The organism is Chitinophaga rhizophila, from assembly GCF_019492185.1.
GTDB classification, from domain to species: domain Bacteria; phylum Bacteroidota; class Bacteroidia; order Chitinophagales; family Chitinophagaceae; genus Chitinophaga; species Chitinophaga rhizophila.
Genome location: NZ_JAICCF010000001.1, coordinates 487,760 through 513,601, shown reverse-complemented (window position 1 = coordinate 513,601; position 25,842 = coordinate 487,760). Strand labels below are relative to the sequence as shown.

The following is a 25,842-nucleotide window of genomic DNA, read 5'->3' as shown; positions in this document are numbered from 1 at the left end:
TTTGGGTTTACGTGGTTTGTTGTTAGGTCAATTGTGGTCTTAACCAGCTTCTGAGGGCACTGATACAGCAATACTTAACACTTCAATGGTTTTCTACGTGGAACTACAATCGATTGCTATATCCTAATCTGGGTTAAATATATGAAAAACCGTGAATTTTCCTGAACTGTTCAAATAATTTAGCTGCCTCTTTGCTATCAGCCACTATGGATGTATGGTCTCCAGGAGAATGTATTATCTCCAGCTGAGGGATATATGGCAGCCAGCCAAAGTCGAAAGCCTTATTGCTCCGCTGAATGCCGTCCTGAGCTTTAGCGAGTACAGCCGGCGCTGTTATCTGACCGGTTACACCAGACGGCATCGAAATATTTACCAGTGCAAGTGACAATGCACTGGCAATTGCAGCGGCCTGCTCATGCAAGACAGAACCTGCAATATGTTGTAACTGCCGTAACAATACTGGAATATCATCGTATGAGTATTCAGAAAGACTTTCAGGAAAGCTTGGGCACTGCACATGTATGGATGACCAGGTGGTACCCTGGCTACGGCAGATATCATCTGCAAGATCATTAATGTCTATTTGGTAAGATAGGGGAGAAGCTACAGCGTCCAACAAATAAAGATATCCGACTTTATCTCCCGTAGCTTCCAGCTGTCGTGCCATCTCATACGCTACCCTTCCTCCAAAAGAGTGGCCGGCCAGCCAATACGGACCCTTTTGTTGCAGGGCTTTAATAGCAGATATCTGCCCGGAGGCAATCGCAGCTATTGATAACAGCGGTGACTCCCCTGGTAGTAGTCCGGTCATATTAAAGCTATACACATTATGGCTCTTGCTAAATGCTTGCGCAAATGGAACATAGCTGCTGCAAATGCCCATGTAACCAGGTGCCAGGAAAAGATTTTCGCTGGCATCACCAATCGCCGGGGACAATAATACCAGATTTGCCGGAATAGCTTTTATTGATGTATTATTATTTTTATTATTCTTTGACAGGACTTTTTCCTGCATGAGTACCGTCGGATTATTAAGAATGTCTGCCACTGAAATATCTCCGTTTAGTTCATTAGAGATCCGGGCATGCAATCTGATTGCAAGGATGGAATGTCCTCCAAGTTCAAAAAAATCGTCTGTAACACTGATAGCACGTACGCCTAACAACTCCTGCCATATCCTGACCAGTTCTTCCTGTATAGCCGATTGCGGATGGACAATCCTTTCATCAGTCAGCAGTTGTGAAGAGTGCATTGCAGGCAATGCCTTTTTATCAACTTTACCGTTTGGCGATAGTGGTATAGCATCCAGCGTGACCAGCATGCCAGGTATCATATAATCGGGCAATGTTTCGCGCAGGAAGGTCATAAGGGCCACCTTGCTGAAAGCGTTAGTAGGAACAACGTACCCGGTTAGTCGTGTAGTGCCTGCACTATCCTGCTGGGGAAGCACAACTGCCTGTTCCACATACCCACTTCCAACGATCACTTTTTCAATTTCGCCTAATTCTATACGAAACCCCCGGACTTTCACCTGCTCATCGATACGCCCCAGAAACTCAATCCGGCCATCCGGTAGCCAGCGGGCCAGGTCTCCTGTTTTATAGTATTTTCGGCCCTCCCCATTATGAAATTGGATAAATTTGCTGTTAGTTAATTCATCTCTTCCCAGATAACCCGCTGTTACACCAGGCCCGCTGATACATAATTCCCCCGCTACACCAATGGGTTGTATATATCCTTGCGCATGGCGGATATGTACCTGCATATTGGTGATAGGTGTGCCAATAGTAACTATTTGGCCGGAAGCCAATTGCTGACTGGTTGCACAAACAGAACATTCTGTAGGCCCATATTCGTTAATGATCGGCACCTCCGGCATAATCCGGTAGTGTTTGTCTACAAGAGCAGTATTCACACTTTCTCCACTGATCGTAACCATTCGTATGCAGAGTTTTCTCTTCTCCATTTCATCCAGCAATATACCATAGATGGAAGGAATGGTCAGCAGCCGGGTCACTTTCTCCTCCTCCATTATTCTTGCAAGCAATAGCACATCCTTTCGGTCAATTTTGGAAAACAATAACAGGCGTGCACCTGCAATAAGATGTGAATAGATCTCTGTAACTGAGCTATCGAAGGCAAATGAAAAGAACTGAATGGCCGTATCTGCAGGGCTAAGCCGATAGTAATCTTTTGCCCATGCTAATGTATTTACTACCGTGTGATGTTTTACAATTACTCCTTTGGGTTTGCCGGTCGATCCGGAAGTATAAATCACATAAGCAATATCTTCAGGGGTGGCAAGACTTGCCATGACGAAGGGAGCTGTTGCTGATATCTCAGCTGCCGCTTCGTCAAGATTTACAGACAGGCTGCTTCCGGGGAGTGCCAGCAGCTCATTTACTTTTTGTTGGGTAGCGTTCTCTGTCAGTACGACGTTAAGTGCGGCGTCTTCTACTACAAAACGTATACGATCAGCAGGATACTCCGGATCTATAGGGACATATGCCGCCCCGGTTCTCATCACTCCAAGCATAGCAATGACCATATTTATCCCGGTAGTTACACAGATACCTGCCATGTGCCCTGAATGAAGCCCTTTCTGCCGCAAATAAGCACAAAGCTGCCTGGACTTTTCCTGCAATACTTTATATGTTATTGATATGCCCTGGAATGATAATGCAATATTCTCGGGCGTTCTTGCCACCTGTTCATCGAAGAGACTAACCATCGTTGCCCCTGTAGGATAATGACCGGTCGTATCATTAAATTGTTGTAATAACTTATGTTCTCTTGACGTAAGCAGTGGCAATTCATTCAATAACGTGTCTTTTGATTGGATGAGTTGTAGCAGGATAGCCTTATAGTTTTCCAGCATAAAGCTGCCAACTTGTTGGAGGATGCTGTCCGCTTTCCATTCCAATCGTATACGCACTGAATTTATTCTGTCCAGTATATACAATGAAAAGTCTTCCTGTCTGTCTGCCGGTAACTCATGGCCCACCTTCCTCGTTGTATCCCGCCTTAAGCCAGAAAAATCCAGCTGTCTTTCTATTACCTTCATCATATTGAACGTGGCAGTAAAGAGTGTCGATAAGCCTGTTTTACTGATAAGATTCATGTCGCGGCGTAAGTCATCGAAAGGCACAGCTTTCTCAAATGCCTCCATCAGCTGCGTATTGGTTTTCTGTAACAAGCTTCCCAGCGTTTCCGTTTCGCTGATAGCAGACAACAGCACTTGTCTGTCTGCAAACAAACCCATTGCGCCGTAATTAATTCTGTTCTGACGCCCATTAATGATGTTACCAATGAGAATATCCGACTGATTCGCATATTTATGCAACAATACAATATAAGCTGTCAGGAAGACCGAGGAATATACCACTCGATTTCTGAGCGCAAACGATTTTATTTCATGCACCAGTGATTCCGTAAGATCAAGTTCCTCAAAATGTATTGCTGCTTCCGACGGATTGTGATACAAACGGAAGTTCAACATCGGAAGTTCACCTGCTAGTTTTTCCAGCCAGTATTGCTTTCTGTGAATGTACTCCTGTGTGGTTAAGAAGTTATCCTGATCGGCAGCGAAATGATAATATTGTCTTTCAGGTACAGCATGTATGGTCGATTCCCCAGTGAGGTAATTATTATAGTGCGATATAAGATCTTTCCAGAATATCTGGTTAGAGGTAGCATCCGTTATCAGATGATGAATCACTGGTATTAAAACTACACCATCTGAGAAGTGTAATACCCTAAAACGGAAAAGGGGTGCCTTCTCTAAATCTAATTCAAGCGCAGACAGCCGCCGTACTTCATCAGTAACCAGCTGTTGACTGGAAGCCAAGTCGCCTGATACTATGTTATAATGTAATACTTCAGATACCGGTATCGTTGTAGCTATAACCTGAAACAATTTTTCCTGATGGATACTGAACTGTGTCCTTAAAGTGGCATGCTGACTGATAACCATGTTCAGTGCAGATGTAAAGGCCTGGAGGTCAAAATTCCCCTGGTAAAATCTTGCCCGGACGATATTCCAGAAGGATGGACGGTGCTGTATCGCATGAAACCATATACCCTCCTGTTGTGGCGATGCTGGTATCCATTTCGGTTCTAAAGACATACAATAGTTATTTTAGGAAATGGCTGCCATCGAGCCGTTTACATACTGATAGAGCCCGGTATTCATCCCCGGCGCTGCAAAAGATGTTGTATTGATCTCTCCTTTAAGAAGATTCTCACGGGAAAGATTGAAGTTGTATCTGTTCATTTCCTTGTATGACAATCTTGATTGCGTGTTTCGCATACTATCCTCCTTAGTATTAACAAGTGCGGTATTGTATGCGGGATCGTTCACCAGTTCATACCGCAATCCGTAGCGCATCAGGCGTTTGATCAGATCTATATCCTGGTAGCCCATGGGTAGGAATGATTCGTTATACCCACCGATCGCCATGAAGTGTTCCCTGGCCATGCCTATTCTTCCAAAACTACCGTCGGCAAAGTGTCCGCTGAATTGATGAAGTAAAACGTCAGGCCCATAGGTGTCATATAGATCCAGGATAAACTGCCCTCCATTCTCACCGGTAAAATTGTCACAATCCAGATTTACCAATACCTCGCCTACACTGAGTGCATGCGCTGTGTTCTTGGCAATGGATGCGTGCCAGGAATCCATAGCTGAAGTATAATAGTAGCGCAGATATCCCAGCTCCAACTCCTCCCGGAAATGACGAAGCACATGCTCCTGTAAACCATCTTTGCTACCGAAATCCACCAGAACAAATTCAATTGCTGCATGATGGGCACGATTCATCTTCAGGTTAACCGGTAACGTTTGTTCTATCTGGTGAAATCTGTTTTTACACGTGATGCAGAATGATAGCTTCTTCATTTATCGTTGGTTAGATGTGATCAATAAACCAGCATCATAGAAATTTGATATGATTTCGGATACTTCTATTTTGGTAAGCTCGTCATTGTTGGTTGCTAAATATTCCAAAAGATCGGTCACCCTTGGATGACCATCTGCTAATTGACCAAATGCTTCCAATACCATTTTTTGATTTGACTGTAGGATCATTGACTTGACCAGATGCCGGGATATATCATGGAAGATAGCAACTGCATAATCGCCTGGTGGCATTTGAGCATCTCTGAATATCACACTCCGGACTTTATTACTAATGTCTGCCGGAAGTTCCATTCGCATCATATTCGGATGTAGCCTTAACGTGAGGCTCAAAATATCCTGCGGTTGAACTACCTTTTCTATTGCATGGTATGGATATGCCTCCCGGGCAATGATCATGCTCCTGTTGTGTAGTTCCAGTTCATAAGCATGATGTTGCATGATATCAGATCTTCTGGATACTCCCAAGTAGGAAGAATATTCGGACAGCAGGCAATGCAGCGCATCCTGTGTCTGAAGATCGTTATATGTCAGCTCCCGACAGATTTTTCCGGAACGGCCCAGGCTAAATTGCAGCATACCAATGGTATTTTCAAACGTATTGTGCAGCAATCGCCGGTTCAGTTCCCGGACAGTCATCTGCAGATTACAGCCATCAATATGTTCAGCTCGCGAGATCTGCCCTTTGCACCCACTTAGCAGGTTTGCGGTAATTACAATATCGTTGACAATATCTCTGGGTAATGAGGTACAGAGACCCTGGAGAAGCTGATCCCGGTACTGCGCTAGTACCGGAGACAGCTGCGTATCTGATGACGGACTATCTATGCCGCTACCTGTAGCAAGCGCCAGTAGCGAAGCATTGATAGGTAATTTAGGTACTTCTACCGTTACTGGTTGTCCATTACTTATATTCTCCTCCAGAGAGCTAATATATTTCCGGGACCTTCTGCTGAGTTCATAGAATGTATCGTTTCCTGTGAAATCACCAAGCTGTTGCCAGGTGGCGTAAAGCAGATATTGCAGATGTAATGTTTCAATAGGGGACTGCACTGCTGCTGGTCTCCAGTATATACCTTCATCACAGATTGCAGCATTGCTGATCAGTTTACCAGCTATAACATTGATGCGGCCCATCAGCTTCTTATCGGGCCACGTAGTGTATAGTTCCTGTAGTAGAGACAGCATATTTGCTTGTACATCTATATGGGCGGTAGGCGCATTGCTACTTTCGTACAGTCTGTCAGCCACTACCTGCGCTTTCAGCAAATAGTAATCTTCCTCCGTGAGACGGTACATTTCAAGTAACGCCGGGATAATATTACGGCCCTTGTAGAGGTATGGCAAATTACTATTACAACATTCTATCAGATGGACAGCTGCAATTTTTGCTTGGCGCAGGCGATCCTGATTTTTTTCCACCTGATATATGCCTGTAAGACACCTGATCAGGGAGGCGAGTTTTTCTGCATGTTCATTCACGGCCGCTTCAGCATCACTTTTCACGAGTATGCTCATTGTAAGCGTAATATCGTCCAATGCAGGGTGGCCATGCACGTGCTGCAGATAATGATGTGCAATATTCTTATCGGAGCGGCAGATCGCTTCCTGCTCGTATACCTGTTGTTGCATCATTCTTATTTTTTAGCGACGATTAGCATAGATCTGGCCATATTATCGTACGGAGCGCCGGTCAGGTCACCAAAGAAGCTGACCTCACTAAAACCAGCCTCTTCCAGTAATCTTGCCATTTCCGTTGCTGCATAAAGCCGGTGTGCATACCTGGTTTCATAAACCTGCTTATCCCGGATAATAGTCCATTTGCATTCCAGCCAGCTCCAGTTATTAGAGATGGTTGTATGCGTGATGACCTGGTAATCGCCGTATGACAGAACATCTTTTGATTTGATATTAGCAGCGACTACTTCCTTTCCCAACATTTCCAGCATCAGGATGCCGCCGCTATGTAAAGACTGGAAGCAATTGGATAGTACCCGTACGTCATCCTCGCTGTCAGTAAAATATCCGAAGGAGGTAAACATGTTGATGATTAACCCATAAGTATCCGGCTCACAATAGGTACGCATGTCGCCCTGTACATAACGTACATCGACTTTTTGACTGCGGGCATTTTCTGCTGCTGTAGTAAGGAAGGAAGCCGTCAGGTCTACACCTGTAACTTCAAAGCCGCGACTGGCAAATTCAAGTGAATGCCTGCCAATACCACAGCCAAGGTCCAGCACTTTCTCCCCGGGCGTCAAGGCTGTTAGTTTAAGAATACGGTTTACTTCCAGGAAAGTATTGCGTATGCGTTCTGAATTGAAAATAACAGGCTTTTGTAATACCCACAGATCTTCCTGCATAAACCAGTTCTCTGCTACCATATCTTAGTTCTGTATAGTTAAATTAATAAGTAAATCCAATCTTATCCTTTCCCAGCACATCTTTGACGGCGGATGCAAGCACTTTTCCAACAAAGTCTCCGAACAGAACGCCCTGCCGGGTCAGTTCCAGTTCTTCCCGGTTGCCGGTGATGTATCCTTTCTGTTCCAGTTGGTGTATAGTGTCAGGAATGAGCTGGAAATAGTCAAAGCCGAACTTCTGCATAAACTCTGCTTTACGATAGGAAGACAGTCTTGCCGCACAAAGCAGTAGTTCCCTGATGATCGCATCCTTTGATGTCGTATTGTATGTTCTGAACACAGGAAGCTGGTCCTGCTTTAGCTTGTCAAAGTAGAGTGCGGTATTGTTGATGTTCTGGTAGTTGATATTACCTATCTTTCCAAAAGATGATGCGCCGTACGCAATGAGGTCCTGGCCTCTCCATGTATTTTCTGCATATACATTAATGCACCCTTCTCTTGTGAAGGCGAAGTTACTCCAGCGTTGATAACCTGCGCTGTCAATTATCTCAAGGGCTCGCTGCATGAAGCCGATCTCTTCTTCATTATCCGGCAATGTGATCTCATTGTTGTGCACGCCTTTCAGGAAGAAGTTCGTATTGGCATACGTTTTCATCTTGTATATAGTCAGCATGTCCACGCCCTGTGCCAATGCAGTATGGACTGACTCCTCCCAGGTATTCATTTTGTCGCCTGCAAGTCCGCTAAGTAAATCAATATTCAGTTGAAAGCCCCCCATTTCAGTAACCATTCTGATGGAGTTGATGGCCTGTGCGCCATTATGTTTTCTGCTGCTTAGCTTAATCACTTCATCATTGAATGATTGCACGCCCATGCTGATCCTGTTCACTCCACTGTCTTTATAGGACTGCAGCTTGGCTTTGCTGAAGGTGCCTGGTTCTGCCTCAAATGAAAACTCTGGTGTACCAAATTTGTGATATTTATGAATGGTATCTACTATTCTTTTGAACTGCGCTTCTGTTAAAACGGATGGGGTACCGCCGCCGATATAGATGGAGTGAACTTCACGGCGTTGCAGTCCAAAAGTCTCACTCACCAGCTGAATTTCTTTACAGAGGTAATCAACATATTCATTTACCTGATCTTTTGATTTGATCAGATCCTTCATATAGAAGCAATAATCACAGATCTGAATACAGAAAGGGATATGAATGTAAATGCTGATGCCGGCAGGAGTCAGCAGTTGCTGATTATGCTGACTGCCCCAATATTTATAAAAGGGGTAATTGGTGTAAAATTCTTCCCGGGTCGGGAGTACATCAGCTCCGTCAATTTGTAGCTGTATTTTCCGGAGGTCTGGCTGGGTTGAGGTTTGAAGTGTTTCTTCCATGATTATTTGTTTACTACTGAAGGTTGAGTATAAATGTTTTGATGAACCTGTGGGATCGTCGCAAAACAAAGCTGTTGCAGACAATGTTCATATTCTTCCTTGTCGGTTTGTAAGATGAGATCCGGGTTGGCGGGAGATTCAAATATGTCTGTGATCCCTGTGAAATTGGGTAGTTTTTTCTCCCTTGCCTTTTTGTATAACCCCTTCACATCCCGCTTTTCGCACTCTTCCAGTGGACAGGCTACAAATACTTCCAGTAATGGGCAATCATGGAGCATCTCACGCACCATATCACGGTCATCCTGATAGGGGGTGATAGCTGCTACAATAGCTATCTGGCCAGCATTACTGAACAAGCGGGCAATTTCAGCAATGCGTCTGACGTTTTCTTTTCTGTCTTCCCGGGTATATCCCAGGTCGCTATTGATCCCTTTTCGTAGAAGGTCGCCATCCAGCAACATGCAGGAAATTCCATATTCTTTGAGCTGTTCTTCCAGCCCTCTGGCAAGTGTTGTTTTGCCGGCTCCCGAAAGCCCGGTGAGCCAAACGATTTTTCCTTTGGCAGGTTTGGATATATTATTTTGCATGTCAGTGGAATTACACGGTTTGAATGATATTATGCATTAAAGTAGTGCGCCCATCTGGTATCTCTGAAGGCGGTCGCCAAGGCCCGGTAGTTTTGTACTACATCCCGGATCGGTGCAGTTACCTGCTTTTTAAGAATAGTGGAAGCTTTTCCGGGTGATATGTCCAGAAATTGACATACGCGTTGCAGCACGGCGTCCTGTTCGGTTGCCAGGTCTTCGTAAGAAAGTTCCAATATGTCATGTGCCGCAAACATTTGGGCATATTGCTTTTCATATGCTTCCAGCCGGTTGAAATACTGTGCACATTCCTCCTCGCCAAGTTCCAGTTTAGTGGTCATGGTATGGCCGGCTTTGTATGCCATCCATTGGTTGGTTACAAATGCAGTCTTTAATGACACCAGCGTATCGAGTTTATTATTTCTTTTTAGGTGAATCACTTTCAGCTGCTTGTCAGCAACCAGATGTTCCCATAATTGCGAGAATCTAGTCTCCAGCTCTTCCGCAGTGTAATGCGTGCTGATATATTGTTCGATATTCTGAAAGCGTTTCCTTAACTGCTCATCTGCCTCTTGTGGATCTACCGGCTTTTTGAAATAATCCGGCGTAAAGTGATCGTAAAATATCTTGAACCCTACCGCCTTTTTGCTGTCCGACAGATTTCGGAATAGCTGCTGCTCCATATAGGTTACCGGAGTATCTAACGCTTGCGGTAATGCATCTGGCGGGATAGTGTCCAGATTAAACAATTCTCCAAGCACCCTTATCTCCTGATGTCCGCTCAGTAAAGAGATAAGCAGGTTAGAACCTGTGCGGGCTGTTCCCAGTATGATAAATCTTTGTATTGGCATCATATCAGTTTTGATGTATAAAGAGGTTGGTTGTCTGCTCTGTCGGCTGACTCAGGTAATCATCGATTAAAGATGCGGCCGTTTTACAGGCATTATTTCCCTGTATGCCAGCGTTGATATCTCTGAGTGCCAGTAGATACTTTTCCCTGTTTGTCAATATCTCACGCAGTGCTGACTCGATATCTTCAGGTTCCGGGTTGTTGCCGGCATTTATTCCGATCTGCAATTCGGATATCCTTTCTGCTGTTATCTGCTGTTCAGGTATATCCGGTATAACCAGCATTGGTGTATGGGTACAGATGGCTTCCTGCACACTGGCCATACCTCCCCGGGTAATAAATACGGCGCATTGCTGCAATATCGCCAGCTGATCAACATAGGCGCATATCTGTATCTGTGGAGGAAGCGGGCCTAAGTCTGCGGCTTGTATCGCATTCCCAATAGATATAATAGCGGTATGGTTGAATTGCGTCAGCACCTGAATAATTTTTTTAAAAAGGGTAACATCTTTATTCATGACTGTTCCCATAGAAATATAGATAGTATCCCGACTTGCTAGTTCGGGAAATGGTGGCATGTGAAATCCTACAAAGTGAAAATTTTGCGCTAGTAAATCCCTTTGCGGCTGTAGTAACGGATGTATAAACGAGATATTCACCGCTTCCCGGTTGACATATAGATCCCATATGTCTGGTTGCTCCCCGATTGAAAGTTGCTGTTGCAATTTCATCAGCTTACGGTATAGGGTAACAGCATCCTGTATATTTTCTACACTGCCATCTTTGTTACTTTCTCTCAATTGTTTCAGTCTGGGTAACATGATTTTCTCGTCCAGCACAAAGGTTGAGAACAGGGACACTGCAGGAATGTTGAAGTATCTGGCCGCCAGTTTGCCCCAGGGTGCCAGATGAGAGTGTAATATGAAATCCGGCTTCTCAAACGCTATTTCCTTGCATATATCTTCAATAACATAAGCAGCGGTACGCAGCAATATGTCTGCGAACTGAAAATAACTGATGTGTGGTGCAATGTTAACGGTTCTGTAACCCTCAGCATAAGTGGTATATTCCCTGAACAGTGCTTTACTGGCTATGCGATCTCTATAATCGGATGTATTGAAGTAGGTGATCTGGTGTGTATCGCACAGCTCATCCACCAATGGCAGTAAACTTTTATTAACGCTATCTGACGGAAGACTGAAGAAAAAACCTTTTGCCATAAACGGTAGTTGTTAAACTGTTTGTATGGTACTTTCAAGTATGGGTGTCTGTAACAAGGAGCTAATCGTTGTATTGTCGCTGGTTATAACTTTATCCAACAGCTCCATATATCTTTTTGCTAACTGGGCCAATTCCTCCTTGTTGAAATAACCGGCGGATGACAGCGCACGCAAGTATAGCTCGGTTCCGTTGTCCGTCACTTCCAAAGAAATAGGTAATACCTCTTTAAATTTCTCCTGGATATGTAACTTTAGCGATGCGTCTTTTAATGTATAGGTCTGTGGGAAGTACAGATAATTGAAGAAGGTCTGTGAAAGTGGTATTTTCTTCGGGTCATGGCCCATTGCGGCGTATGCATCATGCAACAGCTCATACGGATACTGCTGATGGTTCATGCTATTGATCAGCGTTTCCCTACTGTTTTCCAGAAACTCCCTGACGGTTATCTCTGTACCTACCGTTAGCCGGATCACCAGTTTGTTGGCCAGTAACCCTACAATATGATCAAACCCTTTCTGACCTCTGTTAAACACGGGTACCATCACAGCAATGTCGGTATTGGCTGTTAGTTGATGAAGCAGTAGGGTATAAGTGCTGACCATCAGTTGGAATGCGGTGAGTTTTTTTCCTTGCAGGAAGTTGTCCAATCTGGTTTTCAGGTCAGATGGGAATGCTACTACCATGCTCGTACCTTGTCGTTGTACCCCGGAATAATTACCGGCCCTTGGTGGTAATTGAAGTAGGGGTACTGGTTGACGGAACTGTTCCTTCCAGAAAAATGCATCCTGCTCTACCTGTTTGCTGTTGAGGTATCTGTGTAGAAATTGTCTGAAGCTGGAAAATTGTGCTTTCCGTTCTTCAGGCTTTTCTCCATTGTACATGTTGGCGGCCTCTCGTATAATGATGTTCAGCGATGTGCCGTCCGAATTAATGTGTGGCATATCTACATACAGGTACTGCCGCTCATCCGGCATTTCAATATGGAATACCCTGATCAGAGGGGCTTCCCCAAAATTGAAGGGTGTAGTGAGTTGATGTACCAGCGTGTCAATACTGCTTGTTTCAGCTACTATAGTTTGAATTGAAAAAGATTGTTCAGGAGCCTGTACAGTATGAATTACCTCACGTCCGTGGATTGCATAGCTGGTATGCAGACTTTCATTTAGTGCGATGACCTGTTGAAATGCCAGGTTAAGTTTAACTATATCCAGCATTCCTGTAATTTCATATACAATGCCGGAATTGGGAAAAGACTCTGCCGGATTCAGTCTGTTCCTGATAAAGAAATTACGTTGGGTGAACGTAACTCCATTTGTTGTGAAGCCTGCCAGGTCGCTTCCTGCATGGTCATTATTGGTCAGTTTTTGTTCGAGCAGCCATTGCGCCATCTTTTCTACGGTAGGATCGCTGAATAAAATATCGAAAGGAATATTAGCATTGAATGTTGCTGAGAACTTATTGTATAGTTCTATCAGCATCAGCGAATATCCACCCAGCTCAAAGAAAGTCTGCTGTGTTCCTACGGGCGATATCTCCAGTAATTGTTCCCAAAGTGCAGCTATCTGCTGCTCCGTTTCATTTTTGGGCGGAATATAGTCTTCATTAAAGGTGGGCGCAGTTGGAACCGGCAGTGCCCTGATATCAATTTTCCCGTTAGTGGTTAGCGGCATTGAGGGCAGAGTCATCCAAGCCCTGGGTATCATGTATTCCGGCAGCGTACCTGCAAGTATGGTTACGGCTTTTTCCTGTATGTAGTTGTCAGCAGGTACGATATATGCGGTAAGATACTTCCGCGTATCAATATGTTGACAAACGACGGCTACCTGCTGTACTAGTCCACTTTGCAGTAATACTGCTTCTATTTCCCCTGGCTCAATACGAAAGCCTCTTATCTTCACCTGATTATCTGTCCTCCCAAGAAAAACGACGTTACCGTCTGGTAGCCATTGTCCCAGATCGCCGGTTCTATACATCCTGGAACCTGGGATGTTTGAAAACGGATCAGGTGAAAAGCGCGTATCAGTAAGAGCTGGTTGATTCAGATAACCTTCGCCTACACCAGCGCCTCCTACATATATTTCACCTGTCTCCCCCTGGGTACAGCTGTTGCCCGCTGTATTGAGAAGGTATACGGTACGGCCGGGCAATGCCGTACCGATAGGAATATTGTCTGGTATTGATGAGGAAGGTATACGGTAAGTCAGAGAGAATGTAGTATTCTCCGTCGGACCGTAGCCATTGATAACCTGCAATTGTGGATACTCATGCAGTAGCAACCGGATGTGATGGGCAGATAACTTTTCTCCGCCTGCAAGAACAAATTCAAGTCCCTCAAATATTCCCATGTCTGTATCTATCAGCTGATTTAACCAGCTGGATGTCAGCCACATGGTATTAATATTGTGCTGACGGATGGTCATCTTCATTCGTACAGGGTCCAGTAACTTGTCTTCGTTGCTGAGTACCAGTAATCCGCCATTCAGCAACATACCCCAGTATTCAAAGGTACTGGCGTCAAATGCTGGTGAGCCAGTGGATAAGAGCCGGCTGTCTTTATCCAACCTGACATAATCTATGTTGCTGACAAGGTTAACCACATTACCATGCCTTATCATTACTCCTTTAGGCTTTCCTGTAGTACCAGAAGTATACATTACATAAGCCAGTGTTGCTGCATCTGGTGCAGTGTGCACAAGCTTTTTTACAGCTGACGGCAGGAGATCTGGTTGTATTTGTACCAGTTCTACCGGACTGTCAGCAATGGCCAGGGATAGGTTAGCCGGTACCTGGCTGCCCGTGACAATAATAGGAGTGCCGGTATCTTCCAGTATAAACCTGATTCGCTCTACCGGGTAAGAGGGATCAATCGGTACATACGCTGCATTTGCTTTGAGGATACCCAGGATGCCCGTTACCAGCATAGCGCTTCTTGGCATGCAGATGCATATAAGCTGTCCCTGGCTAACCTGGGCTTCCAGTAATCTGGCGGCTATCCGGTCGGAGTAGTCATCCAGTTCCTGGTAAGTCAATTCCCCTTTGTCATCACAGATAGCAGTACGTATTGCATGCAAGGCAGCCTGTTCCCGGAACAAGGTTACTATAGAAGCTGTGTTGTTAGCAGGGCTGGAGGTTATACTGGTCATCATTAGCTTAGTCTTTAGCTTTGCCGGCAATAAATTCAGCCAGACTGTTGATGTTGCTGAACAGACGGGAGGATATTTCGTTTTCACCAAACTGGATATCGAATCTTTTTTCAATTGTTACGATGAAATTGACGATCGAAATAGAGTCAAGTCCAATCCCATCCTCATATAAGGACATATCATCCCTGATCTGGTCAGTTGTTAGATTGATATTCAGATCATCAACAATAATTTCTTTCAGTTTGGATTTAATGGAGTCTAATGCAATTGTTTCCATGTGAGATTATTTAATAAGAGCTGAGAAATTCTTTGTCAGAAAGGTGTAGTCTGTTTTGCCATTTGGCAGAACAGGCAGCGTATCTAATACTGTAAATACTTCCGGTACGAGATGAGCAGGCATTTTCCGCATGCATGCAGATCGTATACCGGAGGTGTTCAATGTTTCTCCCGGTGCAGCTTCTAGGAAGGCAGCAAGTAAGGGGGGGGTATCAGCATGTTCCTGACCTTCCACCACGATTACCTTGCCTGTGTTGCCCAGGTTTTCACTGATCAGCGCTTCAATCTCCTGCAGGGGGATCAGGAATCCATTCCGGTTAACACATAGATCTATGCGACCTGCGACCATAAATCCGTCCTCGTTTTTACGGCTACCCATATCCCGGGTGGCAAACCAGCTATCTGTAAAGGGCTGCGCAGTCATTCGATCATCTGTTATATGGATGTAGCCACTAAAGGGGGCATTGTGCCGGACACTTATTTCACCGGTATTTATATCTGCAAAGCGGATACTTACCTGTGGTAAGGGGGTAATAATGTCGGCAACTGCAAATTGCCCCTTCTCGGGAACAGGAGTAGTTCCGATTACTCCCATTTCCGTAGATCCATAGAGATTAATAAGCGTGCCGTAACGTGCCTGGAATGCGTTAAAGGTCTCTTTTGAGATTCTTTCCCCTGCGGTAACATACCTTCCTCGGTGCGATATATCTTTATTAAGTACCAGCAGCATTTTACAGATTGCCGGCGTCAGAAATGCCGTATCAGGTAAGAAGGTATTGAGTTGAGAAAGGAGGTTTACTACATTACCTCGTTCCGCAAGACATACATCCGCGCCTGCCAGTAGTGCAGGCAACAACCCAGCTCCCAGGCCATACATGTGACTGATGGGTACAGGAATAAGCACTTTGTTTTTATCGGTCAACTGAAATCTTGCAACAATATTGGCGGCGTTCAGTAGTAATGTTTTCTGCTCAAAACAAATATATCTTGGCGTGCCTGTAGTGCCGGAAGAGGAAAATATTGCCTGTGCCGTTGCCGGCAGTAAATCTTCCTGCGCAATGTAATATGGGTTGTTCTCAATACATATTGTATCAGCAGGTGAAAAAAATACTTCTTTATGATCCCGTACGTTCAATACAATATCGCAAAAGGGAGGCAGCTTCTTACCTGCAGCGGTGTGATTACTTAATATGAAAAAGTTCTGCTGCTGTTGCAGCAAATATAGTAGCAGGCAAACGCCAGGAATATTGTTTTGCAAAGCTAATGCAATACAATTACTGGTATTTAGCTGATGCTGCACGAAAAAAATATGCAGTTGCTCCATGTAATCGGAGATAGCGGCATATCGCAGGGTCCGGTGCTCGTCAGTGATGCTACTATGCAAAGCTGCAGGCGGAACCAGGAAGTCATTTCTCATCATGCTTATTGTCTTTTGAGTGATTCTTCGCTGAAGTACTCAATGATAAAACCTATATGCCTGCTACCTACCCAGTATTCATATTCTTTCTTCCAGAACATGCCTCCGTTTACATTCATAATAGCAGCGATACGCCCGTCATTGCCGGTAGTCACTGTAATATTTTTCTTAGTGATAACTGTTCCATCATTAAGTTGAGTAAACACCTTTCCAATTGGTGTCAGGGAGTTGGTCAGCAGGTCATATTCTTGTGGTGTTAATGCTGATTTATACAGATTGCTTTCGCAATACAGCATCGGATGTGCGCCACCCTGAAAATGCAGCTTTACTACTCTTTTAATCATGCAGGCATATCCTGATTGTTCTTCTGATTGAGAATCAATTACCAATTCCAGGGTTTTACCTTGTAATGCCTCTAAAAAATAGGTAGTTGAATCTTCCAGTTTCTTCAGACTGTCAATTAATGCTTCCATAATGTTTTACAGGGATATTGGGTTAAGACTTTACAGGTGTATTGAGTTAACAGCCATCGTGCCGGTTACAAAACTAAATAACAGGCTGATTTACCTATTAGGAATAACCGGAAATTTTTTTACGGATTATACTAATTGTTTAAATTTCTGACCAGGATGAATTATATTAGAAGTAAGTATTCCAAGTTGTGAGAAAATAACTGTTAAAGGACTTAACCCGCTATCTATGCCTCCCAGAATAATAAGTACTGCCATCGTCAGTGAGAATACCCTTTTCCGTAAGGTATTGGGATATTACCTGGCATCACAGGAGTACATTTATGTAGCAGCTCAATATCCGTCATTGACCCAATTGCTGTCTGCAATACAAGCAAGCCGTTCATCTATTCATGTGGTCCTGCTCGACCTTTGTAATACTGGCACTATTCAGCATCATTTACAGACCTGGAAACAGGAGATGCCGGATACCAGGTTTGTATTACTGGCTGGCGCTACGGATCTCGCCTCGCTTCATCGTCTGATTTGCGGTAATGTACTTGCCTGCGTAGGAAAATCGGAAGATCCCGCGCAGGTACTAGCTGCTATAGAGAGTGCGTCTGCCAGGAAGCTGTATCGTAACCGGTTATTGACAGAAACAATACTCCTCGAAAGGGAAGAACATATACATAAACCCATCCAGGAGCCAATGCTGGATGATAGAGGTGAAATGCTGCTGCAACTATTATGGGAAGAGAAAAGCAACAGGCAGATCGCTGATCACCTGTGTCTTTGTGAAAGTTCCGTGGAAAAACTTAAATCTGATGTAAGGAAAAAGCTTGGGATCAATTCATCAGTAGGACTATTAAAATACGCTATTCTGAACAGGATGAGGTAGTTTGCTTTTCTTCGCCTATGCTGATTATCTGGCGTTCCAGACCTTTTTTCAGCATACCGATAAGTGAGTGCGCAGACAATTTTTCTTTGATGTCCAACCTCATTTTTTCAATTGATTTAACACTGAGAAAAAGTTTCTCTGCTATTTCACGATTAGTCTTTTCTTCCCACAACATCTGTAATACCATTATTTCCCTTTCAGTCAGCTGGGCCGGCGTATTTGAGGGGGCAGATTGTTGACTGATGAGTAGTCTTTCTTCTGCAACACGGCGGATCATATCAAACAGATCTTCCGGGGATATTGCAGCGCTTGCATAACCGGATATATATTCTGCAAGCAGGTTCCCGTCCGGAGTAATATGTTTTTCAGCAGATAACAGAATAATCCTTAGTCCGGGAAGTTCACTTTTAATGTGTCGTAGTTCATCAGCTATTTTGACAGATGGCAGGCTATAATCAAAGAGCAATACATCAATACGCTGGGACGCTGCATGTTCCATAAATTGCTGGGTACTGTCACAAACGGCATGTAATTCAAAATTAGCCTGCTCAGATAGATAATCTTTCAGTAATGTTCTGACCATTGCGTATTCGTGGATGATTCCTATGCGGATGGTATTTTGAAGGGTCTGCTTCATGGGTTATCTTATTAGTTAACTAAAGTGGCACCGGACTGCAATAAATTATAAAAAAATGCTTAAAAATAAAGGTGTAGGAGGCTATTTTAACATTAATTCTGCATTTCATGCAGGCTGCTGTTTTCAGCACTTTGGGCGTATAACGGTAGACAGCTGATATATAGTTTTTCAAGGTAGTTCTCACTGTTTGCTGATATTCAATTTTTTAAAACACCGGGTATCTGCATAAACTGCGGTAATAATGACTAAGATCAGTTCTTCGTTTATGGCAAGTAAACAGGAAATTTGCTTGCGAAGACCAGGAAGAAATGACCTGGCAATAATGTCAATTGCTGTGGGAAATCCTCCATTGACATTGTTACATCCATCGGAGAAGGAACGCTACTTGCAGTTGCAAACGCCTGCTCGCCGCAATAGTTTTCTGCTGGGAAGATGTGCTGCGAAGACAGCATTGTCTGGTTTGACCCCACATGTCGCTCCGGCAGCAATAAATATTGCGAAAGGTGTATTTAATTTTCCGGTGGTGTATGGTATTGGGATGGATAATCTACAGGTATCTATTAGTCATAGCCCTCCATTTGCCATCGCCATTGCTTTTTCTGAAGCTCATCCGCTGGGTATAGATATTGAAAAGATCAAGGTCGCCAATGGCGATCTGCTACGGCGTGTGATGTCGCCATGGGAAGTTGACCTTACAAGCCAGCTGGGACTTGATGCTTCAATAGGTAATACCGTGATCTGGTCTGCAAGGGAAGCATTATCCAAGATTATCAGAACCGGGCTATCTGCCGGCTTTGACTTACTACGTGTTCAATCGATGGTTTATTATGAACAGGCTTTACTATTGTCATTTGTCAACTTTCCCCAGTACAAGGCTATTGTAATTATAGAGAACAGTTATGTTTTTTCCCTGGTGATTCCCGCAGGAACAGGTATTGATATTGTCACCTGGCAGAAGGATGTTTCAGCAGGTGCCGGGTTATTGTTATTCTATTAGGAAAAGACTCCGGGCGTAGGTACCACAGCCATCCGCGCAAAGCATACGTACCAGTCACAACCATAATGCTACTAATTTATTTAGTATTTTTGCTAAAAGGGGAATAATCAATACTTCAGCATCATATAATCCATTTGAGAGGATAACACCTGTATTTATGGACATCCTTATCCGGGCTGGAAGGAGTTGGGTAGTTGCCCAACGTTTTCGTTGGCCAGGTATATCAAATGGTAAAGGCTTTATGCTCACAGCTTATCCGCATCCGGAGCTGGCACAAAGACATGTAGGTGTTCTGGATGCTGGTGAAGGCAAAGTGCTGGATTTGAAGGCAGTAGCTAATATGAAGAAACTAAAAGACCTTTGTCATCCTGACTCAGGATATCAGTTTTTTTACAGTGCTACCAGGGATAGAGATGCACGGAGGAAACTTGTTAAGACGTATGCCGAGAAGGTGCAAAAGTACTCTAAGGAGCATTATCGTGGCAACTTTGCTTTTGATATCCGTGTAGAGGCCGGTCAGCTTTATGGCACTTATAGCTACGAAAAGCAAACAATCGGCGTTCTTTTTTATGACATCATAAAATGATTGAATATGTGCAGAATGATATCGCAGAATGGGGAGATAGATCTGATTACTGATCTCTTTCCGGAACTTGAGAATGTGAAACAGCTACAATTCAGTGTCGAGCAGAAGACACTTGTTAATGCCAATGCTTTTCAATCTGCCGATGTGATTGTGCGTCATAAGGAGCGCCTTTTATTGGGTGAAATGGAGTGGGGAGTACACCCCATATTTGAGACCGACAAAACTGCTTTTCATAGAAGGAGATTGAGTATGGTAAATGCACGCCAGGAAAAGCTGCTTGATCCCGATTCCTTCTGGCACAATCAGGGCCTTGTTAAAAATCCTGTACTTATACCAGCCACCAGGATATATGAGCACCGGCACATAGACACCTGGAGCAGTCATGTACCCTATGCAATAAACACAAATCACCAGCCAGAGGAGGAATATTTTTACATTCCTGGTATCTATCAGGTTTACGAGACTATACAGCCGAATGGACAGCGGATTAAAGTGTCTGGTTTTGCGATGATCACTACGGAAGCCAATCAGACGATGCGCTATATCCACAATCATGGAGAAAACAAGCATAGGATGCCGCTTTTTGTACCATTAGAGATGGCGAAACAATGGGTATCTCCCACAAGAACCTTCGGCGATTTTAAGGCGATCATTAATTACCGGTTACCTGCTGAGGATCTCTCTTATTATACAGTGCACACGCTTACAGGCAGACAGCAGCGTCCCGATGGCAAATTGAAAGATGCAGCATGGACCTGGCCAGGGTTGCCGCCATTAGGTAACGATCAACCTATTGACATCAGCAAAGTGTTCATTACTAATTTGCAAAAGGCAGGATAACTCATACCCATCAAGCTGACGTAAGCTTACATTAGCAGGGATAGATATTCATCTACAAAACAAATCCATAAATGTTATCTGCTCGTTAACCAGCCTCTTAAATTATGACGTACTAAATAATTTAGTAATTTTGACATTGTCATGTGAATGGGAATCAGCAAGAATGCCCATATCATTAATCTATGCCGTCAAATTAAGCAAGCTGCCGTCAGCTATAATCAGTATTATGGAACGCGAAGAGGAAAATAAGCGCTACCGCTTTAGGTTGATGTATTTTCATTGCACGAACAACCAGGTCATATCACCTAACACACATATGACCAACGCATATCAATTTAAGGAAACTGCTGAAAAAGCCATTAACAATCGTAGCTTCCCATATATGTGGGAGAACAGAGAGCAGCGCCCGCCGCAAAGTAGAATTGAAGGCTTCTATCTCGTACATGAAAGCCTGTATGATCTCATCTTAAAACCTTTTGTAAAGGAGGAATAAAAAAATGCTATAAATTTGTGGCCTCAATACCTGAATAATACCGCGTGTGATGGATAGAATATTTCCACATAATTTTACTACTAATGCTGACATAAACGGGCAATCTACATTATTTGAATTTACCTCAATGAATATTAAGGTGTTGCAATTGTTCCAGGTTTATTTCAGTCTTCCTGATCAGAAACAGCGAATCAGGTTTCATATGCAGAAAGACAAAGATGGTCAGTTTAGAGTTACCGATAAACACCGTTTGCCTGCAGGAATAGAAATTCCTGAGCAGCAACTTGCTGCGGCAATAATTAATGAACATCCGGGGTTATAAACAGTGTAGGCATGGTAAGTCTAATGTTACCGGCGTTATCAAATATCGTAATGGCATATCCGATGTTTTACAGATGTCATACGTAGGGGATCAATGTAGATATTACATCAACTATAAAATAAATTATCCTGGAGGAGCATTAGGTGCCTACTTTCAGAAAGGAATGTGCGGCGGAAACACAAAATAACTGCTTTATTATACTATATAGGAAGGGCGCTGCTCATAGCAGTGCCTTTTTGGTTTCTTGCCAGCATATCCAAAATGTATATGCTATCTCCTAAGTGTCGGGTCAGGAGAGTTTTTAGATTTGTGGCTACTTTTTAACAGTTGTTCGTGTTTTGACAGCATACACTTTCGATATGCTGATTATCACCAAGACACCAGGTTAACCTTATCATATGCCAATAAAGCGAATTAACCCGAATAGAATCAAATCGATTGGTGCCTACATCGCATCGCTTCCCGAAAAACGCTTCACGATAGCAGAGTTAAGTCTACATTTTGATATCAAACCGACTACCCTGAAGGCTGCCTTTAAAGCGCACTTTGGTGTTCCTATACACCAATATCAGCTGCAGGTAAGTATGCATAAGGCACGGGAGTATTTAAAAGCAGGGAAACAAGTAAAGGAAACAGCTCTTCATTTTGGTTACAGGCATATTGGGAACTTTTCCCGTGCATTTAAGCGGGTTCATAAGACTCCGCCTGAAGTGCATAAGCAGTGATCAATTATTCAATTAAACTACCCGACTTTTTTGATAAGCGATTTATTGTGTTTGATTGAATGTAGTGCATTAACTTAGTAGAGTAACGAAAACGAAAACCTTTGTTTAACCCAGACTTCCACCTAAACGAATTTTAAATCATAATGCTTATTCAGCCTAATGATTCGGCGAAAGTAAACGTGTCGCCGTAAGTGCCGGAAAAGCGATCACCATATTTTGGCCAAAAAAAGGGGGTACCCGAAAACCCTTGAACAGAGTAGGGGTCTACAAATCAAAAACACAAAAACTTATTTTATGAAAAAAGCTAAATTTGCGTTAGCGACAATCGCTATGTTTGCTGTAGTAGGTGGTGCATTTGCATTTAAAGCAGCAAGGTTGAATCAACGTATATACTATGCAACAACTGCAAACCAGCCAGCTACGCTGACTATAAGCTCAGCCACGCTTGCTCCTGGTAGCCAATACTTAGGAACGGCGTATGCTACGACAAGCTATAGTTCTGTTGTTACAAAAACTACTGCTTATTATAGAGGTCTGTAGTAATGGTAGAAGGGGACTCAGAGTTAATTGAGTCCCCGTTTTTTTACTACATTTAGGTTTGGCAGCTACTGTAAAATCAATTCATTCCAAAGCAAATATTATACTGCCATACTCTCTGTTGTAAATCTGATCCATTTCTGCAGTCAGCAAGAATATGTGTTTCCTCATATTGAAGAGGTGTAACGGTGAATTTCCTGTAATCCTTCATTCTGATAAATTAGCTTATAGCGGTAGAATATCCGTTGATAATAACATACAATATGGAAAAAGCGAAATTTACATTGATAGCAATTGCTCTGTTTGCCGTCGCTGGTGGCACATTTGCATTTAATGCGACGAGGTTAAATTCAAGCATTTACTACGCCACAACCGCAAATCAGCCAGCAACACTAACTATTAGATATGCAACAACTGCTCCTGGTTTTGGAGCATATGCAGGTACGGCTTACGCGACCACATCCTATAGTGCAATTGTGACGAGATCAGTACCTTATTACAGAGGTTTGTAATAATTCATGGGAAGGGTACTCAATATCAATTGGTACCCTTCTATTAATTTGGTATCAGATGTGCATGTTCATCCACTGTGGCATTGGCTCATTTCTAAGTAAATAATTATAAAACTGCAATACTTTCTGCTGTAAATCTAGTGTATTCTCTTCGTCATCAACAATATGAGTCTCTCCCTCATATTGAAGCAACCATACAGGTAGCCCTTGCCGTCTCAATTGAATAAACAGTTGTTTACTGTGCATGACTGGAACTGCACTATCATTGTTATTATGGATCAACAATAATGGAGTAGAAACTTTATCGGTGGACAATATGGGAGAGTTTTTGATATATGCGTCGGGAGCATTGTGTAATTCAACCATCATTCTGGGAGGGCCTTCAATATAATAATCAGCCTGAGAATCTCTATCACCCCACATTCCGGTTACTCCGTCAATCATGTTAGATACTCCCGCCTCTGAAATTGCTGCAGCAAATCGATTTGAATTTGTAATAAAGTAGTTTGTGAAGTATCCTCCCAAACTATGGCCAAGTATACCTAGTTTTGTGCTATCTATCCATGTCTGTTTACATAAGTATTCAGTTACCGCCAGCACGCTTTTTAAGGCAGATTCACCTGGTTTCGATCTTTCTATATAGAGATTTGGCCTCACAACTAAATAACCAGCGTTCAATAGCAATGGAATATTAAAACCAGTATTCTCTGGTTCAGGTGATATGTATTTATTGAACCGTGTAGTTTGATCAAGATAGTAGTTGATAATGACGGGATATTTATGCCTTGGATCAAAATTTTCGGGTTTATAAAGAATACCCTCGCATTGTTTACCATCTGCGTCATTATATTTAATGATCTCTGAAGTTAGCCAGTTATAATCTAATTGGGGGTTTACATTTGAAAGTGTATCGAATGTTTCAAAGTTATCTGTGAATATGTAGTTGGATGAGCGCATTGAATGTTCAGTAACAAAAATATATTTATCTGCATTTTTAGCTTTTAAAAAACGAGTGTATGGATAGCTGAATGGCTCGACCAGATAATCTGTTGTATGGAATATTTTCTTGCATAGTTGCTTTTTTAAATTTAGAGTATAGAATGTCGTAGCTCTGGTGGCATAATCGTATGATGTGATGGGAATATTTTCTTTTAGATCAATGTTACTTTCTGCATCACTGAGTTTAAAAACGGTCTTTCCATTCGAGGAGCACATCGAAGTTAAATTTGTTGACTTTTCTTTTCCGTTAAGATCAACACTCCATATATTGTACCTCCCACGAATAATTACTTTATTGCTATTGGATGCCCATCCATTAATCCCTGCCAATGCAATTTTTTCCGTCTCATCATAGTATTCAATATTATCAAAAGGGACCTCAGGTATGTCTTTTCCAATGATACTTTTTTTACCCGTATTACAGTTGAAACTAATGTATTGCTTTGATTCTGTGTCGTAATAGACGAAAAAATCATTATTTTCAGAAAATCCGAATACACTGATTTCATATTTGCTTTGATGCTTTATTGTGTCAATTTTTCCAGTTTTACTATGACACAGGAAATAACTTGGAAACAGATCCTTATTCCAAGGTACTTCAATACTTCGTCCGTATGAAGATTTAACAAAAAAAACATCAGTTTGCTTCGGCATGTGGTTGATCTTTTGATTTCCTTGAAGAAGTTGACGGATGCTCAGGCTGCTGATATCAATAACTGAAAGATTTTGCCCATTTTTGATGGAAGCTTTTTTTGCGTCGTAGTCGCCAGGTAGATATGCATCTTTATAATTCCATACTTTGAATTTAGCATTGCTAGTGACATGCTTATTTATAGACTTTTCTTTTTGTGTAAAGAATATTCCACGGCAGTCAGAAGTAAACTGCCAGAAATCTGTTGAAAAAGTTTTGTTAATAGCAATTGCACTATCAGAAACGGTTTTCAAGGTGTTATCACGTCTGTTGTATATCCCGATGCGCTTTATTTCTGTATTTCCGATTGTAAATGCCAGTCGATCCCCGCATTTGTCAAATATGAAGTTGTTTGTGTTTGCTGTTTTTGCGATACTTTTTGTTATTCCTGATACTAAATCGAGAAGAAACAAATTTTCTGTCGAATCATTGTCTGTTTTTCTTTTGTAGAGGATACATGCCCATTCATTGTTTACAATAAAGTCAAGTACTCCAGGAATTGAATTAGTTTTACCTGTCCTAAGATTTTCAATAATAATTGTATTGTCAGCTGTTATTTTCTTGTACACAAGCCATTCTGATCGATTTTTAGAAACCAATGAATAGTTTGAGCAATACGGTAATATTGTAAAAATATCTGATCTGAGTTTTTGCCGAAGAAGCGAATCCTGTCTAATCCCAAATAAATATTTACCGTCCGAACTGAAGTGCGTATTTGAAACATCAATAAACCGCTTTTCCCAGGTTTTATCGGTTGATGTTACTACGAACGTACTTTTTTGGGAAGGCTCATTAATAATTGTGTAGCCAGCAAATTCACCATCATCACTAATTACACCATATCGCACCTCTTTCCAGTTTTTATAGGTGGTATCATTTATCGGTCGTTTTTGCCCTGATAGTAAGACAGGTTGGAACAAACTGTAGAATAGGCATATAATCAAGTATCTCATTAGTTTATATTATGTTTTGAGCAATGTATAAATTTAAGTAGGCT

The 25,842-nt window shown here is 42.7% G+C and carries 23 protein-coding genes; 9 read left to right on the top strand and 14 right to left on the bottom strand.

Annotation, left to right across the window (positions count from 1 at the left end):
* Nucleotides 1-133: 133 nt before the first annotated feature.
* Genes K1Y79_RS01840 through K1Y79_RS01785 form a run of 12 tightly spaced genes read right to left on the bottom strand, consistent with a single transcriptional unit; the run spans nucleotide 134 to nucleotide 16,632 of the window.
* Nucleotides 134-4,126 carry a non-ribosomal peptide synthetase gene (locus K1Y79_RS01840; RefSeq protein ID WP_220248296.1) on the bottom strand — a complete coding sequence of 1,331 codons (3,993 nt, stop codon included), beginning with the start codon at nucleotides 4,124-4,126 and terminating at the stop codon, nucleotides 134-136.
* Between the two features lie 12 nt (nucleotides 4,127-4,138).
* Entirely contained in the window at nucleotides 4,139-4,897 is a 759-nt protein-coding gene (locus K1Y79_RS01835) for a glycosyltransferase (RefSeq protein WP_220248295.1), read from the bottom strand.
* Nucleotides 4,898-6,550, bottom strand: coding sequence for a DUF2141 domain-containing protein (locus tag K1Y79_RS01830; protein WP_220248294.1), 1,653 nt, complete (start codon nucleotides 6,548-6,550; stop codon nucleotides 4,898-4,900).
* A gap of 2 nt (nucleotides 6,551-6,552) precedes the next feature.
* Entirely contained in the window at nucleotides 6,553-7,299 is a 747-nt protein-coding gene (locus K1Y79_RS01825) for a class I SAM-dependent methyltransferase (RefSeq protein ID WP_220248293.1), read from the bottom strand.
* Between the two features lie 22 nt (nucleotides 7,300-7,321).
* Nucleotides 7,322-8,668 (bottom strand): radical SAM family heme chaperone HemW, encoded by a 1,347-nt coding sequence (gene hemW, locus K1Y79_RS01820; RefSeq protein WP_220248292.1) that lies wholly within the window; start codon nucleotides 8,666-8,668, stop codon nucleotides 7,322-7,324.
* A 2-nt stretch (nucleotides 8,669-8,670) separates the two neighbouring features.
* Nucleotides 8,671-9,255 carry an adenylyl-sulfate kinase gene (cysC, locus tag K1Y79_RS01815; RefSeq protein ID WP_220248291.1) on the bottom strand — a complete coding sequence of 195 codons (585 nt, stop codon included), beginning with the start codon at nucleotides 9,253-9,255 and terminating at the stop codon, nucleotides 8,671-8,673.
* Nucleotides 9,256-9,284: 29 nt separating this feature from the next.
* A complete protein-coding gene (locus K1Y79_RS01810; RefSeq protein ID WP_220248290.1) occupies nucleotides 9,285-10,103 on the bottom strand; it encodes a Stf0 family sulfotransferase in 819 nt (272 codons plus the stop codon).
* Between the two features lie 4 nt (nucleotides 10,104-10,107).
* Entirely contained in the window at nucleotides 10,108-11,322 is a 1,215-nt protein-coding gene (locus K1Y79_RS01805) for a nucleotide disphospho-sugar-binding domain-containing protein (RefSeq protein ID WP_220248289.1), read from the bottom strand.
* Nucleotides 11,323-11,334: 12 nt separating this feature from the next.
* A complete protein-coding gene (locus K1Y79_RS01800) occupies nucleotides 11,335-14,469 on the bottom strand; it encodes a non-ribosomal peptide synthetase (RefSeq protein ID WP_220248288.1) in 3,135 nt (1,044 codons plus the stop codon).
* A gap of 4 nt (nucleotides 14,470-14,473) precedes the next feature.
* Nucleotides 14,474-14,743 carry an acyl carrier protein gene (locus K1Y79_RS01795; RefSeq protein WP_220248287.1) on the bottom strand — a complete coding sequence of 90 codons (270 nt, stop codon included), beginning with the start codon at nucleotides 14,741-14,743 and terminating at the stop codon, nucleotides 14,474-14,476.
* A gap of 6 nt (nucleotides 14,744-14,749) precedes the next feature.
* The gene (locus K1Y79_RS01790; protein WP_220248286.1) at nucleotides 14,750-16,162 is read right to left on the bottom strand and encodes a class I adenylate-forming enzyme family protein; all 1,413 of its coding nucleotides are present in this window, start codon (nucleotides 16,160-16,162) and stop codon (nucleotides 14,750-14,752) included.
* Nucleotides 16,163-16,164: 2 nt separating this feature from the next.
* Nucleotides 16,165-16,632, bottom strand: a complete 468-nt coding sequence (locus K1Y79_RS01785) for a tail fiber domain-containing protein (RefSeq protein ID WP_220248285.1) — start codon at nucleotides 16,630-16,632, stop codon at nucleotides 16,165-16,167.
* Nucleotides 16,633-16,858: 226 nt separating this feature from the next.
* Between K1Y79_RS01785 and K1Y79_RS01780 the strand changes: the two genes are divergently transcribed.
* Complete coding sequence (locus K1Y79_RS01780; protein ID WP_220248284.1) at nucleotides 16,859-17,506, top strand: LuxR C-terminal-related transcriptional regulator; 648 nt, start codon at nucleotides 16,859-16,861, stop codon at nucleotides 17,504-17,506.
* Here K1Y79_RS01780 and K1Y79_RS01775 read toward each other — a convergent pair.
* On the bottom strand, nucleotides 17,484-18,143 hold the full coding sequence (locus K1Y79_RS01775) for a response regulator transcription factor (RefSeq protein WP_220248283.1): 660 nt from the start codon (nucleotides 18,141-18,143) through the stop codon (nucleotides 17,484-17,486). The genes K1Y79_RS01780 and K1Y79_RS01775 overlap by 23 nt on opposite strands.
* Before the next feature lie 241 nt (nucleotides 18,144-18,384).
* On the opposite strand from K1Y79_RS01775, the gene K1Y79_RS01770 reads away from it, so the two are divergent.
* The 8 genes from K1Y79_RS01770 to K1Y79_RS01735 all read left to right on the top strand — a co-directional run bounded on the left by K1Y79_RS01770 (nucleotide 18,385) and on the right by K1Y79_RS01735 (nucleotide 23,155).
* Nucleotides 18,385-19,140 (top strand): 4'-phosphopantetheinyl transferase family protein, encoded by a 756-nt coding sequence (locus tag K1Y79_RS01770; protein WP_220248282.1) that lies wholly within the window; start codon nucleotides 18,385-18,387, stop codon nucleotides 19,138-19,140.
* 157 nt (nucleotides 19,141-19,297) lie between these two features.
* Nucleotides 19,298-19,726, top strand: a complete 429-nt coding sequence (locus K1Y79_RS01765) for a hypothetical protein (RefSeq protein WP_220248281.1) — start codon at nucleotides 19,298-19,300, stop codon at nucleotides 19,724-19,726.
* Nucleotides 19,727-19,732: 6 nt separating this feature from the next.
* Entirely contained in the window at nucleotides 19,733-20,566 is an 834-nt protein-coding gene (locus tag K1Y79_RS01760) for an SOS response-associated peptidase family protein (RefSeq protein WP_220248280.1), read from the top strand.
* 226 nt (nucleotides 20,567-20,792) lie between these two features.
* A complete protein-coding gene (locus K1Y79_RS01755) occupies nucleotides 20,793-21,059 on the top strand; it encodes a hypothetical protein (RefSeq protein ID WP_220248279.1) in 267 nt (88 codons plus the stop codon).
* 46 nt (nucleotides 21,060-21,105) lie between these two features.
* Nucleotides 21,106-21,381 (top strand): hypothetical protein, encoded by a 276-nt coding sequence (locus tag K1Y79_RS01750; protein ID WP_220248278.1) that lies wholly within the window; start codon nucleotides 21,106-21,108, stop codon nucleotides 21,379-21,381.
* A gap of 398 nt (nucleotides 21,382-21,779) precedes the next feature.
* Complete coding sequence (locus tag K1Y79_RS01745) at nucleotides 21,780-22,106, top strand: helix-turn-helix transcriptional regulator (RefSeq protein ID WP_220248277.1); 327 nt, start codon at nucleotides 21,780-21,782, stop codon at nucleotides 22,104-22,106.
* Between the two features lie 294 nt (nucleotides 22,107-22,400).
* Nucleotides 22,401-22,646 carry a hypothetical protein gene (locus K1Y79_RS01740; RefSeq protein WP_220248276.1) on the top strand — a complete coding sequence of 82 codons (246 nt, stop codon included), beginning with the start codon at nucleotides 22,401-22,403 and terminating at the stop codon, nucleotides 22,644-22,646.
* A gap of 260 nt (nucleotides 22,647-22,906) precedes the next feature.
* Nucleotides 22,907-23,155 (top strand): hypothetical protein, encoded by a 249-nt coding sequence (locus K1Y79_RS01735; protein WP_220248275.1) that lies wholly within the window; start codon nucleotides 22,907-22,909, stop codon nucleotides 23,153-23,155.
* A 54-nt stretch (nucleotides 23,156-23,209) separates the two neighbouring features.
* On the opposite strand, the gene K1Y79_RS01730 is transcribed toward K1Y79_RS01735, so the two are convergent.
* Nucleotides 23,210-25,798 (bottom strand): alpha/beta hydrolase family protein, encoded by a 2,589-nt coding sequence (locus K1Y79_RS01730; protein ID WP_220248274.1) that lies wholly within the window; start codon nucleotides 25,796-25,798, stop codon nucleotides 23,210-23,212.
* Nucleotides 25,799-25,842: the final 44 nt, after the last annotated feature.